Source organism: Candidatus Accumulibacter phosphatis, assembly GCF_012939955.1.
Taxonomy (GTDB): Bacteria; Pseudomonadota; Gammaproteobacteria; order Burkholderiales; family Rhodocyclaceae; genus Accumulibacter; species Accumulibacter delftensis.
The window spans coordinates 127,420-145,176 of the sequence record NZ_SPMY01000011.1; the positions used below are offsets into that span (position 1 = coordinate 127,420).

Sequence of the window (17,757 nt, forward strand, 5' to 3'; positions counted from 1 at the left end):
CAGGTTTCCGGTAAGCGCGCTGCCAACCTCGCCAGACAGCCGGTGCGCGAGGGTGGCATCACCCCAAAGGCATCTTGATCAGGGGACGATTCTAACATGCTTGGCGTGCACGCTTGCCCCGGCAGTTAAGTCGTTTTCTCGACGCTCGCACCGCCGAGGAAACCCGGCTGCGCTGACTGGCGGTGACTCCTACTGCTCGGCTACCTGCAGAGTCGTCAAATAGGCCAGGACGTCCTGGATATCGCTGGCCTTAAGGGTGTACAAGACTCCCTTCTTCGCACCTTCTTCGTCGTGCGGGCGATCCGCCGCGAGGTAGGCGGCGATCTGCTTCTGCAGATAGTTCGTATACTGACCCACCAGCATCGGGAACATGCCGCGCCCCTGCCCCGTCTTGCCATGACAGACGGCGCAGTTTTTCTGGTACACCGCCTTGCCGTTTTCGATATTACCGGCGGCACGGGGGACGATCATCACCTTCTCCATCGCCAGCAGCCGCGCCAGTGCGTCATCGCTGTCCTTGAAGACCGGCGGCCGTGTCGGCAGTTCGATCTGCGCCAGATAAGCGGCGACCAACTTCATGTCTTCATCATCGAGTTCGCGCGCCCGCGTGTACGGATACATCGGCAGGTTGATCCGCGACTGACTCTGGAAGGCCTTCAACTGCTGCTCCGCGTATTTCGCCGACTGGCCGGCAACGCGTGGGTACTCGCCTTGCTTGCCGCCAGCCCCGAAAGGGCCATGGCAGGCGGCGCACGGGCCATAAACTTCCTTCGCACGTTCCAGATCGAGCGCCGCAGCGGGTAGAACGACGGCCCCTCCGAGCAGGATACAGAAAAATTTTCTCAAGCCTTGAGCGTACTTCATGAAGACCTCGTCGGGTGGCAGCGGGGATTATAGGAAAACCGTCACCGGCCACCTTGATGAGTGTCAAGAAGCGACCGCCGATCAGGAGCTGAGCCGGCGCGCGTAGGACTTGAGCAAGGGCCACTGCCGGCGACTGACCGGCAGCCGCTCGGGAACGTCGCGCAGAATAGCCTGCCATTGCGTCTCGGCGTCGTCGCCAGTGCCACTCTTCTCGAAGCCGGCAATCGCCTCCCGCGCCGCCAGCACACCGCGATGCAGACGGATGAATTGTGCACCGAATTCCTGTTCAAGATGGGTCAGCGACTCGTCAAGCAGGAATTCGCGCTCACCGGTACGTGCCGTGACGTACTTCAGGTCAGCCCGAAAGTACACGATGTCGGCAACCGCAATCAGCAACAGCCGGCCGCGTTCATGGCAGGAAAGATGACTGCGCGCTCCCGGTGGCAGTTGCTCGAGCAAGGCCGAAGGCAGCGGGTGGCGGTGAACTTTTCGCAGCGCCTCCAGCAGACGCAGGGCGCGCACCGGCTTCACCAGATAGTCGACGGCGTTAAGCTCGAAGGCCTGTACCGCGTAGGCGTCATAGGCCGTCACAAAAATTACCGCCGGCGGGTGTTCAAGCCGAGACAGGTGAGCTGCGAGTTCAATGCCGTCCATTTTCGGCATGCGGATATCGACCAGCGCCACATCAACCCGCAGACCCTCGATGGCAGCCAGGGCACGCAGGCCGTTGTCGGCTTCGGCGACGATCACATGCGGCAGTTCCGGAGCGATATCGGCCAGCAAATCACGCAAACGCGCCAGCGCTGGCGCCTCATCGTCGCAAATAAGCAGCAACAGCGGAGAAGCGAGCGCAGGCGCATTCATCGCCGCTGCGCCCGACAAGGCAGGAGGATACGTACCCGATACTGGTGTCGGCCATCACCCAGCGCTACCGCATTGGTCTCGAGTCGCGCTTCAAGGTCATAGTACAGCGCCAGGCGCTCGCGGATATTGTCCAGCGCCATGTGGCTGCCGCGCGGTTTCTCGGCACCGCCTGCGCAGGGGTTGACGATATCGAGCTGCAAGGCATCAGCGCGGCGCACCAGGCGAATGCGAATAGTGCCTGGATCGCCCAAGGGCTCAATGCCGTGATAAACAGCGTTCTCCAGCAGCGGTTGCACCATCAATGGCGGCACTTTCAGGTCCAGTGGCAGATTCGGCGCGATGTCCCATTCGACGTGCAAGCGCTCGGCGAGACGCAATTTTTCGAGGGCCAGATACTGCCGGCACAGGGCGAGTTCGTCGGCCAGCGGCACTAACTCGCGATGATCACGCATCAGCACGCGAAAAAGATCGGCCAGTTCCTCAAGCGCCGCCTCGGCGCGTCGCGGGTCGGCGCGAATCAGCGAAAGCACCGCATTCAGGCTATTGAACAGGAAATGCGGCCGGATGCGCGCACTCAGCGCCTGTAATCGCGCCTCGACGAGCGCCGGCGATAAAGCCCCGGCGCGCAAGGCAAAGTAGGCAAGCATGAACCCGGCTGCCAGCGCAGCCAGCAGGCCCGCCCTGAGCAGAGCCTGGCCACCACCAGCATCGGCGAAGATCAGGTGACTCCACAGCGCCGACAATACGATCGCCGAAGCGGCTGCGAGCAGCAACACCAGCGTGCGCCCAATCCAGGTGGGTGCGCGCTGGAGGCTGTTGCCGAGAACTGCCAGTAACGCCAGATTGAAGAGCAGCAAGGGCTGCACCCAGGCCGCCATGTCGATGAAGTGCTGCAGGCTGTCCTGCACACCCTGGCTCTTAACCAGTGCAGCAGCCAGCGCCAGCAGGTTCACGCCGAGCAGAATTCGCAACATGACTCCGGAATTCCGGAAATCCGGTAGCGGCTGGCCGGCCAGGTTTTGCTTTATACTTGCCATCACTCGAAGTGGCGCCTGTCCAAGGTTCTACGAGAGATTCTAGCCCAGGAACCCCTCCCGCATGAACCCATCGGATTCTTCCCAATACACTTGGGCCGGCCGCTTCTCCGAGCCGATGTCCGACCTCGTCAAGCGCTATACGGCCTCGGTGAATTTCGACCGCCGCATGTGGCGCCAGGATATTCGCGCCTCGGTCGCGCACGCGACCATGCTCGCCAGACAGGAAATCATCAGTGCCGGAGACCTCGCCGATATCGAGCGCGGCATGGCACAGGTGGGCCGCGAGATCGAGAACGGCAGCTTTGTCTGGTCGCTCGACCTCGAAGACGTCCATCTGAACATCGAGAAGCGCCTGACGGCCCTCGTTGGCGACGCCGGCAAGCGCCTGCATACCGGTCGCTCGCGGAACGACCAGGTAGCGACCGACATTCGCCTGTACCTGCGTGACGCGATCGATGAGTTATTGCCACTGCTGCGTCAGTTCCAGACCAGCCTGCTAAACTTGGCTGAGAAGGAAGCGGCCACGCCGCTTCCCGGCTTCACTCATCTCCAGGTCGCCCAGCCGGTCACTTTCGGCCATCACCTGCTCGCCTATTTCGAGATGATGCAGCGTGATGCCGAACGCTTCAGCGACTGCCGTCGCCGTACCAACCGTCTGCCCCTGGGTGCAGCGGCGCTGGCCGGCACCACCTATCCGATCGACCGCCATTTCGTCGCCGAACTGCTGGGCTTCGACGGTGTTTGCGAAAACTCGCTCGATGCGGTTTCCGACCGCGACTTTGCGATCGAATTCTGCGCCGCCTGCGCGATGTTGATGATGCACCTGTCGCGCCTGTCCGAAGAACTGGTGCTGTGGATGAACCCGCGCTTCGGCTTCATCAGGATCGCAGATCGCTTCTGTACCGGCAGTTCGATCATGCCGCAGAAGAAGAATCCCGACGTTCCGGAATTGGCGCGTGGCAAGACCGGCCGCGTGTACGGTCACCTGACGGCCTTGCTGACCCTGATGAAGGGCCAGCCTCTGGCCTACAACAAGGACAACCAGGAAGATAAGGAACCGCTGTTCGACGCCATCGACACGGTCAGCGACACCTTATGCATTTTTGCCGAGATGATTGCCGGCATCACCGTCAATCCTGAAAAAATGCGCGACGCCCTGGCCGAAGGTTTCGCTACCGCCACCGACCTCGCCGACTTCCTGACCCGCAAGGGCCTGCCTTTCCGCGACGCCCACGCAACCGTCGGCCTGGCAGTACGTCGCGCGGAGGAACTGGGTGTCGACTTGGCCCAACTCCCGCTCGCCGAGTTGCAAAGCTTCTCACCGCTGCTTGACGAGGAAGTCTTTGCGGTGCTGACCATCGACGGTTCGCTGGCCGCGCGCGCGCATATCGGCGGCACAGCGCCGGAGCAGGTGCTGGCAGCCATTTCCCGCGCCCGTCGCGGCTAGGTCCGCCGTAGCCTCCGGCAATGGAAAAGATCGGCAAATACGAGCTGATCCGCGAAGTCGGCCACGGGGCCACGTCTACCGTTTATCTGGGCAGCGACGCGTTTACCCAGCGCGAAGTGGCGGTCAAGGTCGCCTTTCCCGGCATCCTGAAAGACCCCAAGCGGGGCAGACTCTACACCCATTTGTTCCTCAACGAAGCGGCACTGATCGGCAAGCTGTCGCACCCACACATCGTCCAGACCTATGACGCCGTCGTGGACGACCACCTCTGCTACATCGTCATGGAATTCGTCGCCGGCGGCACCCTGGAAACGGTCTGCGCGCCCGGCCAGCTGCTGTCGGTCGAACGCATCGTCGAGATCATTTTCAAGTGCACCCGGGCACTCGACTTCGCCTTCCAGGCAGGCATCATCCACCGCGACATCAAGCCGGCGAATATCCTGTTCACCTGCACCGACCCCAACGAAGGCGACATCAAGATCTCGGATTTCGGCGCGGCGATCATCGGCTCACCCGATCGCACGCTGGTGCAGGGAATAGGCTCACCCGCCTACATGTCGCCGCAACAGGTAAAAGAGCAGGCGCTCGATCAGCGGACCGACATCTACTCGCTGGGTGTCGTCATGTATCAGCTGCTGACCGGTCAATTGCCTTTTCAGGCGCGCAACAGTTACGACATGATCTACCAGATCATCAACGCTGAACCACGCCGGCCTTCGACGCTGCGCCGAGAGGTCCCGCCGGCGCTCGACGCTATCGTTGCCCGCGCGATGAGCAAGCGACTCGATACTCGCTACGCTAGCTGGCAAGAATTTGCGCAGGATTTGGCACAGGCCTTTCGCGCACGGCAAGCGAAAGTGCCCGCCGACGAGATCGCCGATCTCGAGAAGTTCGATACCCTGCGTGGCTTCCCATTCTTTGCCGATTTTTCTGACGTCGAGATGTGGGAGATAGTGCGCTTCTCGCAGTGGAGCCGCGCTTCGCCCGGCACACTGGTCATGCGCGACGGCGACCTCGGAGACTTCTTCTGCTTCCTGGCCGAAGGCGAGTTGAAAGTGCTCAAGAGTGGCCTGATCCTGGATATGCTGACGGCCGGCGACTGCTTCGGCGAAATGGCCGTCATTGGCAAATCAAACTGCACACGCGTCGCCGATGTCGTCGCCCTGACAGAAGCCAAGCTGGTGCGGATTACTGCCCGCTCATTGCGGTCGTCTTCGGAAGCCTGCCGAGTACACTTCTATCAGTCTTTTCTGGCGGTCCTCAGCGAGCGCCTGACGTCCGCGAACACGCGCCTGGTAAGCTTCTGAAGGGGCCTCGCCCGAGGCGAGGTAGAGCCCCAAGAGCCAGGACCCAGGGCAGCAAGGAGCAGCCCCGCGTGGTGGCACGGCAGTGGTCTATCACTCATTGGCGTCGCCGCTGTTGCGCTGCTCCGATCCCGTACCGAGCGAAGCACCGGAAACTGGTTGCCAAAGAAAGGTCCGTCACGGTATGTTAGCGTTTTCTGATAAACGGAGAGAAACGCTGATGAGCAAATCTTTCGGCACCATTACCAACGATGTTTCCAACGCCATCGGAAGCCTGCGTCGGGACATCCCGGAGACCATCCAGGGCTTCAATGCGCTGGCCAAAGCGTCCCTTTCGCCAGGCGTGCTTTCGGCGCTGGATAAAGAACTCATCGCCTTGGCGATCGGGGTCTCCAGCCGCTGCGATGCCTGCATCGGCTTTCATGTCAAGGCGCTGATTCGCCTGGGTGTCAGTCGTGAGCAACTCATGGAAACGCTTGCCGTCTGCACCTACATGGGCGGTGGCCCGGCACTGATGTACGCCGCCGAAGCCGTAAGGGCCTACGAAGAATTGAGCGTCCGCAAGTCGGCAACGGCCAGCGCTTGAGAAAGGCCACCGCAGCGACGCGCTACGGTGGCCTGGCGTGCGCAGCACCTTGGCGGCGCGCGCCGCCCGAGCGACTAGAAGCCTTGGTGATCAGGCCGGATCAACCAGACCTTCAAGAAGCTTCTGTAACTCACCGTCTTCGTACATCTCACGCATGATGTCGCTGCCGCCGACAAACTCGCCGCGCACGTAGAGCTGCGGAATCGTTGGCCAGTTGGCGTAGGACTTGATACCGCTACGGATTTCCGGGTTCTCGAGTACGTTCACGCTGAGGTAGCTGGACACTCCGCAGGCCTTGAGGATTTGCACCGTTACCGACGAGAAGCCACATTGCGGCGCCTGCGGCGTCCCCTTCATGTAGAGGACCACGGGGTTGCTGGTTACCTGTTCTTTGATCAATTGCTGCGCATCCATCGTAAAACCTCTTAGTGACTAGTCGTTATGAAAAACAATCAACAGAGCAGTGTACCGGCTGGCGGCACCCAGCGTCAATCGAGTTGGCCACCACTAACGCGCTCAATCCCCGCCAGATCACGCCACGAATCGAGCTTGACCAGCCTTTGCTCAGCCAACAGCTGCCGTACCGCAGCGGCCTGGTCGTAGCCGTGCTCAACCAGCACGCAACCACCTGGCCGCAGATGCGCTGCCGCGCCGCCGATAATCGCACGCAGGCAAGCCAGGCCGTCACCACCGACCACCCCGTCCGTAAGCGCCATGCGTGGTTCGAAAGGCAAACCACTGTGCTGCAGGTGCGGATCCGCGTACGCGACATAGGGCGGGTTGGCGACGATCAGATCGAAACGACTTTCTCCGAGCGGCGCATACCAATCACCCAGTAGAAAACTGACCTCCACCGCGTGCCGTGCAGCATTGCCGCGGGCAACGGCAAGTGCTGCCGATGAAAAATCGACCGCCGTAACCGACGCCCCCCGGCATAGCCGAGCCAGAGTCACCGCAAGAACTCCGGAGCCGGTGCCGAGATCAAGTATCTGCGCGCGGGGCCAGGACTGCAGAGATTCGATTGCCACATCGATCAGGAGTTCCGTCTCCGGACGCGGAATCAGCACCGCTGGGGTGACGACAAACTCCAGGCCGTAGAAACCCGCGCTGCCAAGAAGATAGGCCAGTGGCTCACCTTCAGCACGGCGACTGAGCAAGGCATCAAGCCTCGCCAGCTGCTCTGCGGAGAGCATCCGCCTCGGGTGGGCGATCAGATCGGCGTGTGTACAGGCCGTTACGTGCTCAAGCAGCAGGCGCGCATCGAGGCGAGCAATGCGCTGGCAAGCCAAGCGCCACGCAGCGTCAAGCGTCATCGCGATCGGGGGTCGAGCCGTAGCGACGAAGTGGTGAGCAACCACCGCCCGCGCATTTTCCACTCTTCGCTGCGGCCAAGCGTCTCACTCGCTCTCGGCGAGCATCGCCAGCTGATCTGCCTGATACTCTGCCGCAAGCGCAGCCAGCAATTCGTCCAGGTCGCCGTCCATGATCGCTTCGATCTTGTACAGGGTCAGGTTGATGCGGTGGTCGGTGACTCGACCCTGCGGGAAATTGTAGGTGCGAATTCGCTCCGAGCGGTCACCGCTGCCGATCAGATCCCGGCGCGTCGACGCCATGTTCGCGTGCTGCTCACGCTCCTGCACGTCCCTGATGCGTGCCGCCAGGACCGATAAGGCCTGGGCCTTGTTCTTGTGTTGCGAACGATCATCCTGGCATTCGACGACGATCCCCGTCGGCAGGTGAGTAATCCGGACCGCCGAATCCGTCTTGTTGATGTGCTGTCCGCCGGCACCCGACGCGCGGTAGGTGTCGACGCGAATATCAGCCGGGTTGATCTGTACTTCCTCCAGAGCATCGGCCTCGGGCATCACCGCCACGGTACAGGCGGAAGTGTGAATGCGCCCCTGCGTTTCGGTGTCCGGGACGCGCTGCACGCGATGCGCACCGGACTCAAACTTGAAGCGCGAGTAAACGCCGTTACCGATGATTCGCGCGATCACCTCGCGGTAGCCACCGAGGTCCGAAACGCTGGCCGAAATGACTTCGACCTGCCAGCGCTGGCGTTCGGCGTAGCGCGTGTACATGCGGAAGAGGTTGCCGGCAAAGAGTGCGGATTCTTCGCCACCGGTGCCCGCGCGCAGCTCGAGAAAGACGTTGCGATCGTCCTTGGCGTCCTTGGGCAGCAGCAGTTTCTGCAGGTCTTCTTCGATCTGCGGCAGGCGCGCCCTAACCGTGGCCACTTCTGCTTCGGCCAATTCCTTCATTTCCGGATCGGCGAGCATCTCGATCGCCGACGACAGTTCGCCCTCGGCTTGTCGCCAGGTCTGGTAAAGAGCGACCACCGGGCCAATTTCGGCGTACTCGCACGACAGCTTGCGGAAGTCGTCCATGTCTTGGGTTGCTTCGCTGCTGGCCAACATGCGGCCAAGTTCGTCGAGGCGACCAGTCAGGTGTTCAAGTTTGTCGCGAATGCTCTGGTTCATGAGAAGGTCGCTTAAAGCGCGCCACGCTACGAAAAGGATTCCAGGGAATCCAGCGGTCTGGCGTTGGTTGCCGAAGTCGGCTACTCGCCGAAGCGGGAATCCGGATGGAGATGGAACAAGCGTCCGACCAGCGTCTGCAACTCGCCCTGGTCAGCGCTGGCCTGGTTCAAGGCCTGCGTTGGCGCATGCAGAAACTTGTTGGTCAGACGATGCGAGAAACGCTCGAGGACGCGGGCCGGGTCTTCGCCTTTGTCCAGCAGTTTCAGCGCGTGCTCCATCTCGTGGCGACGCGCACGGTCGGCAGCATCCCGCAGCGAACGAATGAGCGGCACTGTAGCACGCGTGGTCAGCCAGCGCAGGAAGCCCTCAACGCGTTCGCCAATGATCGACTCCGCGTCCACCACCGCTGCCTGGCGCGACTCGATACCCGATTCAACGACCTGCGCCAGATCATCGACCGTATACAAGAAAACGTCGTCCATTTCACCAACCTCGACCTCGATATCGCGCGGAACAGCCAGGTCGACCATGAACATCGGGCGATGACGGCGAATTTTGATCGCCCGCTCGACCATGCCCAAGCCGAGGATCGGCAGCGGACTAGCGGTGCACGAAACGACAATGTCGAACTGCGACAAGCGCTCAGCGATGTCCTCCAGCCTGATCGCCGTCCCGCCCAGACGATTGGCCAGCACCAGGCCGCGCTCGACCGTCCGGTTGGCGATGACCACCTGCTTCGGGCGCTGTGCCGAGAAATGCGTGGCGCACAGTTCGATCATCTCACCGGCGCCGATGAAGAGGATCTTCTGATCGGCGATACGTTCGAAGATCCGCTCACCCAAGCGCACGGCGGCAGCGGCCATAGAGACCACATTCGTCCCGATCGCCGTCGTCGACCGCACTTCCTTGGCCACCGCGAAGGAGTGCTGAAAGAGTTTGTGCAGCGTCGTACCAAGAGTGCCGGCCTCCTCGGCAACGCGTACCGCTTCCTTCATCTGGCCGAGAATCTGCGGCTCGCCGAGAACCATCGAATCCAGCCCACTGGCGACTCGAAAGACATGCCGTACGGCGTCGCGCTCGGGATAGGTGTAGAGGTAAGGCGCGATCTCATGGCGCGCCAAACGATGGTAGTCGGCGAGCCACTGCGTCGCCGCGTCAGAGACATCGCTCGCAACGTACAACTCGGTACGATTGCAGGTCGACAAGATCGCCGCCTCGTGGACCGCTTTGCAGTGCGCCAGGTCAGCCAGGGCCCGGGGCAGGCTTTCGGCATGAAACGCCATCTGCTCGCGAACCGAGAGTGGTGCTGTGTGGTGGTTGATACCAAGGGTGAACAGCGCCATGCTTGGGGGACGGTAGGCAATAGGAGTGGCAAGTCAGCAGGCGATTATAGCACCGCCGCCGAACGCCTCCCCGAGCGTGGGATTGTGCCGAAGCGTGCCGAACCCTGTGCAAGCTCGCTGCTCAGGTAATCTCCGGACCAGGCTTGCCGATGAAGTAGCCTTGCGCGTAGTCCACCCCGAAGGTGCGCAACATGTTCAGTGCGCGCTCGTCTTCCACGAACTCGGCCACCGTCTTCTTGCCAAAGCCGCGCGCGACCTCGGCGAGCGCCCGTACGAAGACCTGATCATCGGGGCTATCGACCAGGGTGCGGACAAAGGAGCCATCGATCTTGACGTAGTCCACAGGCAACTGCTTGACGTAGTTGAACGAAGAAAAGCCGACGCCAAAGTCGTCGAGCGAAAACGCGCAGCCGAGTTCTCGTACGGCGTTCATGAAGGCGCGTGCTTTGGAGAAGTCTGATACCGCCGCGGTTTCGGTGATTTCAAAGACTACATGGCTGGGCAGCAAGGCGCTACGCGAGAGCTCATCGCTAATGAACGACAGCAAGCGCGGATCATTGATGCTGATGCCCGACAGGTTGATCGAGAATTTGTAGTATTTTCCGACCGCAAACAGGCTCAACATCTTGCCGAAAACATCATGGATCACATAGCGATCGATTTCGCGTATCAGCCCGCTGTTCTCGGCGACTTCCATGAACATCCCAGGCGGAATCGGCGAGCCATCTTCTGCCCGCATGCGTACCAGAGCCTCGTAGTGGCTGACCTGGCGAGCGCGAATATCCAGGATCGGCTGGTAATGCACGATGAATCCGCGATCGCCCAGTGAGCGATTGATCATCTCCTCCCAGTGCAGACGGCTCTGCATCTTCTCCTGTACGCCCTCCCCGTCTGAATAGAGGTGCCAGCCAGCGCCGCCCTTGGACTTGGCCTGATACATCGCGATATCGGCATTGGCGAGAAGTTGCTTGACGTCCATCGTAGCCTCGGAAAAAACGACGATGCCGATGCTGGCCGAGACACGATGGCTCGCTCCCAGGCCGGGAAACTTGATCTCGGCGAGTCGCTTGTTGATCTTCTCGGCCACCTGGATGGCGCCGTCATGATCGCATACGTGCAGCAGGATGCCCAGTTCATCACCGCCCAGGCGGCCGAGCAGATCACCTCCGCGCGCCACCACATGGCCGACTTCGTCGGCAACCTTCCGCAAGAGCTCATCACCTGCCTGGTGTCCGTTCAGATCGTTCACGTACTTGAAGCCGTCGAGATCGAGATAGAGCAGCGCCCCGTCGCGCGCCGAATGGCGGGCGCTGGCCAGCGCCTGCTCGAGTTGATCCTGGAAATGCTGGCGATTCACCAGGCCGGTCAAGGGATCGCGCTCGCGCAAATCCTTGACACGCGACTCGGCGAGCTTGCGTTGGGACTCGGCGATCTTGCGCTTCGTGTGGTCGATTCCGACCGAGAGGATCATCACCACACCGCTTGCCCCGACAAGGCGTGAGTGGTTCCAGGTAATCTCGTAGGATTGGCCGTTCGAACTAGCCAGAATCGATTCCAGCTGCACGTGCTGACGTTCGCCGGCGGCAATTTCCTGGACGGCCTGCGCGATCGCCAGTTCCGAGGAACCATCCGGGCGCACCAGTTCGGAAAAGCGCTTGCCTGGCAGATCCTCCTCCCGCCACCCGGACATTTTTTGTCCGTGGGGGTTCAGCGTAAGAATCTCGCCATCGGTGGACTGCGTCAGGATAATCACGTGCGCGGTATCGAGCAGAAGCTTGCTGAAATCCCGCTCGATCGAGATATCCTGCAAATGGGCCGCGACGTCTTTCTCTAGGTTTTCCAGCCGATGCGACAGGTCAATCGCTGCCTTGTCGAGGCTGTCGATCTCGTCATCGACCAAACGCCGAGCGCGCGGCGCAATCCTCTCCCGCACCTCGGGAAAAGCGCTAAGCCCGAGCAATGGAATCGCACGCACCGCCCGGGTCATGCGTTGCAGGGGCGCGTGTACCAGCAGCGCCAACAACAACAGCGAGAAGAACGAAGCCGCCAACTCGCCCAGCAAGCGGTCCAGGACCGACTTGTCAATATCGGCACGCGCCTGGGTGAGATCGTCGACCACCACCAGCAGCGCTGACGACTGCGCGTCATCGCGGGCGTCAAGTGCCAGAAACGACAATTCGAACTCTCGGCCACCGTACAACAGCTTGCGCCATGCGCTCTCACCACGCAGCAGCGGCAGCGCCGTCAGCTGCTGCAACAAGGGCAGGTTGCGCTCGGCATTGCTCAAACCGATCACCTGCATGCCCAGAGCAGACAGGGCATTGTTGCCTGCCGGCATGGCGACCGGAACAAGAACGCCAAGATCAGCGCCGGACAAGCGGTGGAAAGAGACCACCACGTCGGCCAGAGAAGTACCCAAGAGCACCGCTCCGGCAACGCGACCGGCCACGAGGATCGGTGCCGCAGCAAACTGCGTGCACAGTTGCTCACAGCGCGTCCAGTGCATCGCCCGCTCCTGCACGATGACGTCGCGAACCTGGGCGTCCTGCTTCACCTCGACAAGTGCATTGGTGCGCCAGCTCGCCACGGGGGGACCACTTGGCCCGTAAACCTGCAGCGAGTCCAGCCCAAGATCGAGTTGCAGCACTGACCAGTAGCTGTCGAAGTGCTGTCGCAGTAGGGCATTGCCTGCTGGCGTCTGAAAAAGACCGACGCCGACCGAGTCCAGAGCGGCCAGCATGCCGGCCAGCGCCTGCAAGCGAAGTCCGAAGTCGGTACGCAATGCAAAGGCCTGTTCGACCAGGCGTTCTCTGGTCGCCGTCCGCTGCACTTCGAAGCGCGTCGTCAGGTCATGGAAGTGAAGCCACGACAGCGCACCGTTGACCGACAGCATCACCCCTCCCAGGATCAACAAGATCTTCCACCTCAGACTGAGGAAGCCGAAGGTGCTGCGCACTTTCGTCGGCGGTGGACGGGCTGGCATCTGCAGAGGCTAGAAACGGAACGAGCCGAGGAGCATGAAGCTGTCCCAGTAACGACGGAGAGCCTGCGCATTGGGATTGTCCTGCACCGCCAGAAAGCCGGTGCCGTCAACCTGATGCGCTTCCGCACGGAGCATGAACTGCGGCGTGACGTCGAAGCGGACGCCAAGGGTCCAGTCTTTGGCATAGCGCGTAAAACCCGGCATACCGGTAGCAGCCGCAAAGTCCTGGCCATTGCGATCGCCCTTGTCGGCATAGTACACATCGTAGCGCAGGAGTGCTTCCCACTTCGGCGCCAATCGGTAGGTAGCCTGCAGATAGTAACTCTCGCCAAGCGCATCCCCGTTGTAGAAGAACGGGCCAAAATCCTTGACCGAGATTCGACGACTCGCGTACTCACTCGTCAGGCTCCAGTTCTCGGCGTTGTACTGCGCTGAAAAGATCAGTGGCGTCAGCTTGAAACGGCCTGCGCCGAGGCGGTCAGCGTAGCCCGGCTTGTAGCGCAGATCGAGATGCAGGGCGGTGAACCCCAGGCGATACCTGCCGCCGGAACCCTCATACATGACCTGGAAATCGGGTGCCAACTTCGCATCGAGGTGACCAGGCGGGTTCAGGCCGACGAGGGCGACTGTGGCAGCATCGGTGTCGGTCTGCGGTTGCCCGAGAGCGAGGCTGCCCGAAAGCGAACCGGCTTCATAGTAGCGCTCGAGGTAGACCTCCCCACCGTCGGCTGAAACCGTCAAGTTGCGTGTTCGATCGAAGTAGATCGATTGTGGCAGGATGATGCTCGGCCGGGTAAAAGGAACGTCGCGCGTCTTGTTGTACAAACCGTAGGCCGTCTTGATCCTCCCCACGCGCACGCCGCTCCGCCCCTCCTCACTGGAGGCCATGGTCCAGTCGAGCAGACCATAATCGAGGCGCACGCCACCATCATCAGTGCCGCCGGCCCGGTGCGAAAGCAACTGGGCAGACAGTTGAACGTCGGGCGTCAGCCGCCACGAAGCATTCGCCCCGACCTCACTATACTCACTGCTGATCTGGTCGTCGCTTTGCCCGAAGAAGTTGTTGTCCGAGGTGTTCACCAAGGTCAGCGAAAAGAAGCCATGCAACTGCAGATCGCCGTCCAGAAAATCGATGGCCCGTGCGCCCCCTGGCGATAGCGAAAGCACCGCGACCATGGCCATGCCAGAGGCGGCCCTAGCGAACTTGGAGTACACGGACATTGTGATCAACCTCGCTCGCCTTGACGTAACCCATTGCGCCTGGGGTGGACGCCACCCGAGACAGAATCTCCTGGGTCGACGCAAGCTGTTCGGGGTATTGTCCCTGACCCGAAAAAACCTGTCGGTCCCATGCCAATCGCAACTGGTGGGGAAACACCTGCAGCACACTCTTGCTGAAAGTGGCATGCTCGGGCGCGTCATCCCGCAAAACAAAGACCCTAACCGCGGTGTTGTTCGGCCATTTCTGCAGCAGCATGCCAAAGATTGCGCGCAAGGTCGCTCGCGGAATCGCTTGTTCGCTGGTCGCCGGATGGGTGATGGCAACCATCTCCGGCTCGGCTGGCTGGGCCTGCGCTTTCCCGGCAGGCAGAGCGGCCGCCAGCAGGCAGAGCAATAGTGCCCGGCCAATCCAAGTCACGAATTTAATGGTAAGAAGCTTTTCCATCACGGCGCATCCTACCAGACAAGCAACGCAAGTTTTCGCGCATCAGCGAATGCCGGAGGGTCGTTTTCGCAAGCGGCAGCCAAGCCACCGCTGCGACCACAGCCGGACTCCCAACTCAGCGCCTGACAGCAGCCCTGAAGCGCGACCCCTGCACGAAACCCTCACCCCTCCGGCACGGGTCGGGAATGATCGCAGAAACAACGCCTGATCGGTGCCCCATCGACAAAAAAAAAAGCCACGGCGCACCGTGGCTGTCGACCGCTGTTGCAAGTCACGCGGGCGTTGCTTTGCCCGCTGCCGACGCGCTCTCCATCCAGCGCTTGATACGATTCGCATCACCGATACGAGTCTGCTTGCCAGACGAATCAAGCAGTACGATCACCACCGGTCGATCGGCGACGCGCGCCTGCATGACCAGGCACTTGCCCGCTTCCTGAATATAGCCGGTCTTCGACAGGCCGATTTCCCAAGTCGGGCTCTTGACCAGTTGATTGGTATTGCGATATTCGAGGTCACGCCCTTTTACTTCGGCGGTGACACCGGAGGTCGTCGAAAACTCGCGAATCAAGGGGTAGCGATACGCGGCGGCAACCATTCGTGCCAAATCGTGTGCAGTCGACACGTTATTGCTGGTCAGGCCGGTGGGATCCGCGAAATGCGACCTGCTCATTCCCAGCGACGCTGCCTTGCGATTCATCGCCACAACGAAGGCCCCCAAGCCGCCCGGATAGTGACGTCCAAGGGCGTTTGCGGCGCGATTTTCGGAAGACATCAGCGCCAGCAAAAGCGCCATTTCACGGGTGAGGACAGAGCCCACCTGCAAGCGTGATCGACTCCCTTTCACGTAGTCGACATCGTCGTCGGTAATGGTAATCGGTGCCTGCAGGTTAGGCATCGAGTCAAGTACGACCATCGCCGTCATGAGTTTCGTGATCGAAGCGATCGGCACGACGACCCTGGCGTTCTTCTCGTACAGAGCCTCACCGCCGTCCTGAGCGATTACCAGCGCCGAGCCTGACTGGACCGCGAGGTGCTCCTGCCCATGCCACGCCATCGACGGCGCTCCGTTTTCCGGTCTCTGCTCTGCGCGCGAAGACTTGCTGTTTCCCGCCCGGGCAGCCGACGTACTTGCCTTGGCCACGCCTGTCGATTTGGCCTTGGCCACGCCTGTCGATTTGGCCTTGGCCACACGGGTGGATTTGGCCTTCGACACCGGCGGTACTGCCTTGCCTTGCTGCGCGACACTCTTGCTCGAACTCTGCTTGCTTACCGGTCGCGCCTTGGCCTTTTGCGTCGTCGGGGCTTTGCTTTTCTGCACTTCGCTCTTGCTGCCAGCCTTATCTGCCGCGTGCACCACCTCCATTGAGGCCAATCCGGCACCCACCACCAGCACGCCCCACAGCACTACTGCTCTCAGCATCGTCCGCATCGCAAGCCTCCTGCATGATCCGATAATTGGCAACAATTCCCGCACAGCCCATCACCCACGAAGCAACAGCTGAGAAAATAAGGGGATAGACAGACTAAGTAATGTAGCACATCAAGTCTTCGGAGTTCAAGGCAGACGTTTACGCCTTCTCCACTCACCCTGCCGCCGCGTCAAGCGAGATCGCTCGGCGCGGCGGCATCGGATTTCTTGAACAGCAGGCCGCGGGTCGAAGTACGACCGCGCCCGACGCTCAGCGCTCGCTCATCAGCCGGTCGACAACCGCCAGAGCAGTCATGTTGACCAAGCGGCGTACCGTTGCCGTCGGCGTCAGGATATGCGCCGGCTGCGCAGTTCCGAGCAGGATCGGCCCGATGGTGACGTTGTCACCAGAGGCGACCTTGAGAAGGTTGAACGAGATGTTGGCCGCATCGAGGGTCGGCATTATCAACAGATTGGCCTGCCCTTTCAAGCGCGCGTCACTCGGAAACACGCGCTGGCGGATTTCATCATCGATGGCGGCGTCACCGTGCATCTCGCCCTCGGCCTCCAGACGTGGCGCGCGCTCCTTCAGCAGGCGCAGCGTGTCACGCATCTTCAAGGCCGTCGGCGTATTCTCCGAACCAAAAGACGAATGCGAAAGGAGCGCCACGCGCGGGGTCACACCGAAACGGCGAACCGTGTCGGCAGCGAGCAGCGTCATATCCACCAGTTGTTCCGCCGTTGGCTCGTAGTTGATATAGGTATCGGCGATGAACAGGGTGCGATCAGGCAGCAGCAGCACGCTCATCGCGTACAGACTCTTCACCCCCGGCGCCAGACCAATAACGTTCTCGACGTGCTCGCGGTGATTGCGGTGACGACCAGAGGTGCCGCAGATCAGGCCGTCGGCGTCGCCCATGCGGACCATCAGCGCGCCGAAAAGCGATGGCCGACGGCGCACCTCACGCTTGGCGAAATCTATCGAAACCCCCTTGCGCTCCATCAGCCGTCGATACTCTCGCCAGTAAGTTTCGAAATGATCGTCAAAGAAATTGTTATGGCCGGCACAAATGACCTCGAAGTCGATTCCCGGACGAACGCGCAGGTTCGCGGCCTCAAGCTTGCCGGCGATATCACCCGGATGGCCGATGAGAATCGGTCTGGCGATGCCTTCGTCGACGATCACCTGCACCGCGCGCAGCACGCGGTCGTCACTGCCTTCAGCAAAGACGATACGTCGCGGCGCCTGCCTGGCCTGCGAAAATACCGGCTTCATGATCAGGCCGGAGTGATAGACAAACTCGTCAAGGCTGTCCTGGTACACCTCCAGGTCCCTGATCGGTCTCGTAGCCACCCCTGATGCCATGGCCGCCTCGGCAACTGCCGGTGCAATCTTGCTGATCAGGCGCGGATCGAAGGGATTCGGAATCAGGTACTCGGGGCCGAAGTTGGTGACCTTCTCGCCGTACGCCTTGAGCGCCACCTCGGACTGCTCGGCACGCGCCAGTTCGGCGATGGCCCTGACCGCTGCCAGCTTCATCGCTTCGGTGATGGTTGTCGCTCCGACGTCAAGGGCGCCCCGGAAAATGAACGGGAAGCAGAGGACGTTATTCACCTGGTTGGGATAGTCCGAGCGCCCGGTGGCCATGATCGCATCGCTGCGCACGGACTTGACATCCTCCGGGAGAATCTCCGGATTGGGGTTGGCCAGCGCCATGATCAACGGCGAAGGCGNCNTNNCCACCATCTCCTTCTTCAGGACGCCACCGGCCGAC

General features: G+C 61.2%; 15 protein-coding genes. 3 read left to right on the forward strand and 12 right to left on the reverse strand.

Annotation, left to right across the window (positions count from 1 at the left end; genetic code table 11):
* Positions 1-189 precede the first annotated feature (189 nt).
* The 3 genes from E4Q23_RS04445 to E4Q23_RS04455 all read right to left on the reverse strand — a co-directional run bounded on the left by E4Q23_RS04445 (position 190) and on the right by E4Q23_RS04455 (position 2,765).
* A complete protein-coding gene (locus tag E4Q23_RS04445; protein ID WP_169065510.1) occupies positions 190-864 on the reverse strand; it encodes a c-type cytochrome in 675 nt (224 codons plus the stop codon).
* 81 nt (positions 865-945) lie between these two features.
* Positions 946-1,728 (reverse strand): LytR/AlgR family response regulator transcription factor, encoded by a 783-nt coding sequence (locus E4Q23_RS04450; RefSeq protein WP_169065511.1) that lies wholly within the window; start codon positions 1,726-1,728, stop codon positions 946-948.
* Positions 1,725-2,765 carry a sensor histidine kinase gene (locus E4Q23_RS04455; protein ID WP_169065528.1) on the reverse strand — a complete coding sequence of 347 codons (1,041 nt, stop codon included), beginning with the start codon at positions 2,763-2,765 and terminating at the stop codon, positions 1,725-1,727. Before E4Q23_RS04455 ends, E4Q23_RS04450 begins: the two co-directional genes overlap by 4 nt.
* A gap of 61 nt (positions 2,766-2,826) precedes the next feature.
* Between E4Q23_RS04455 and argH the strand changes: the two genes are divergently transcribed.
* The 3 genes from argH (at position 2,827) to E4Q23_RS04470 (ending at position 6,102) form a co-directional block, all read left to right on the forward strand.
* Entirely contained in the window at positions 2,827-4,212 is a 1,386-nt protein-coding gene (argH, locus tag E4Q23_RS04460; protein ID WP_169065512.1) for an argininosuccinate lyase, read from the forward strand.
* Between the two features lie 20 nt (positions 4,213-4,232).
* A complete protein-coding gene (locus E4Q23_RS04465) occupies positions 4,233-5,519 on the forward strand; it encodes a serine/threonine-protein kinase (protein WP_169065513.1) in 1,287 nt (428 codons plus the stop codon).
* 217 nt (positions 5,520-5,736) lie between these two features.
* Positions 5,737-6,102 carry a carboxymuconolactone decarboxylase family protein gene (locus E4Q23_RS04470; RefSeq protein ID WP_211203637.1) on the forward strand — a complete coding sequence of 122 codons (366 nt, stop codon included), beginning with the start codon at positions 5,737-5,739 and terminating at the stop codon, positions 6,100-6,102.
* Between the two features lie 90 nt (positions 6,103-6,192).
* Here E4Q23_RS04470 and grxD read toward each other — a convergent pair whose 3' ends face one another.
* From grxD to E4Q23_RS04515, 9 genes are all read right to left on the reverse strand, one after another.
* Positions 6,193-6,516: a Grx4 family monothiol glutaredoxin gene (gene grxD, locus E4Q23_RS04475; RefSeq protein WP_169065514.1), complete on the reverse strand. Its 324-nt coding sequence runs from the start codon at positions 6,514-6,516 to the stop codon at positions 6,193-6,195.
* Between the two features lie 74 nt (positions 6,517-6,590).
* A complete protein-coding gene (gene prmC, locus E4Q23_RS04480) occupies positions 6,591-7,415 on the reverse strand; it encodes a peptide chain release factor N(5)-glutamine methyltransferase (protein WP_169065515.1) in 825 nt (274 codons plus the stop codon).
* A gap of 84 nt (positions 7,416-7,499) precedes the next feature.
* Positions 7,500-8,582: a peptide chain release factor 1 gene (gene prfA / locus E4Q23_RS04485; protein WP_169065516.1), complete on the reverse strand. Its 1,083-nt coding sequence runs from the start codon at positions 8,580-8,582 to the stop codon at positions 7,500-7,502.
* An 80-nt stretch (positions 8,583-8,662) separates the two neighbouring features.
* Positions 8,663-9,925 (reverse strand): glutamyl-tRNA reductase, encoded by a 1,263-nt coding sequence (gene hemA, locus E4Q23_RS04490; RefSeq protein ID WP_169065517.1) that lies wholly within the window; start codon positions 9,923-9,925, stop codon positions 8,663-8,665.
* Positions 9,926-10,046: 121 nt separating this feature from the next.
* Entirely contained in the window at positions 10,047-12,839 is a 2,793-nt protein-coding gene (locus E4Q23_RS04495) for a bifunctional diguanylate cyclase/phosphodiesterase (protein ID WP_169065518.1), read from the reverse strand.
* Positions 12,840-12,917: 78 nt separating this feature from the next.
* The gene (locus E4Q23_RS04500) at positions 12,918-14,138 is read right to left on the reverse strand and encodes a hypothetical protein (RefSeq protein WP_169065519.1); all 1,221 of its coding nucleotides are present in this window, start codon (positions 14,136-14,138) and stop codon (positions 12,918-12,920) included.
* Complete coding sequence (locus E4Q23_RS04505) at positions 14,104-14,574, reverse strand: hypothetical protein (RefSeq protein WP_248595236.1); 471 nt, start codon at positions 14,572-14,574, stop codon at positions 14,104-14,106. Before E4Q23_RS04505 ends, E4Q23_RS04500 begins: the two co-directional genes overlap by 35 nt.
* Positions 14,575-14,845: 271 nt before the next feature.
* A complete protein-coding gene (gene pbpG, locus E4Q23_RS04510) occupies positions 14,846-16,003 on the reverse strand; it encodes a D-alanyl-D-alanine endopeptidase (protein ID WP_169065520.1) in 1,158 nt (385 codons plus the stop codon).
* 250 nt (positions 16,004-16,253) lie between these two features.
* Positions 16,254-17,757, reverse strand: a 1,504-nt coding sequence (locus E4Q23_RS04515; RefSeq protein WP_169065521.1) for a phosphate acyltransferase, incomplete at its 5' end; no start/stop codon positions are given.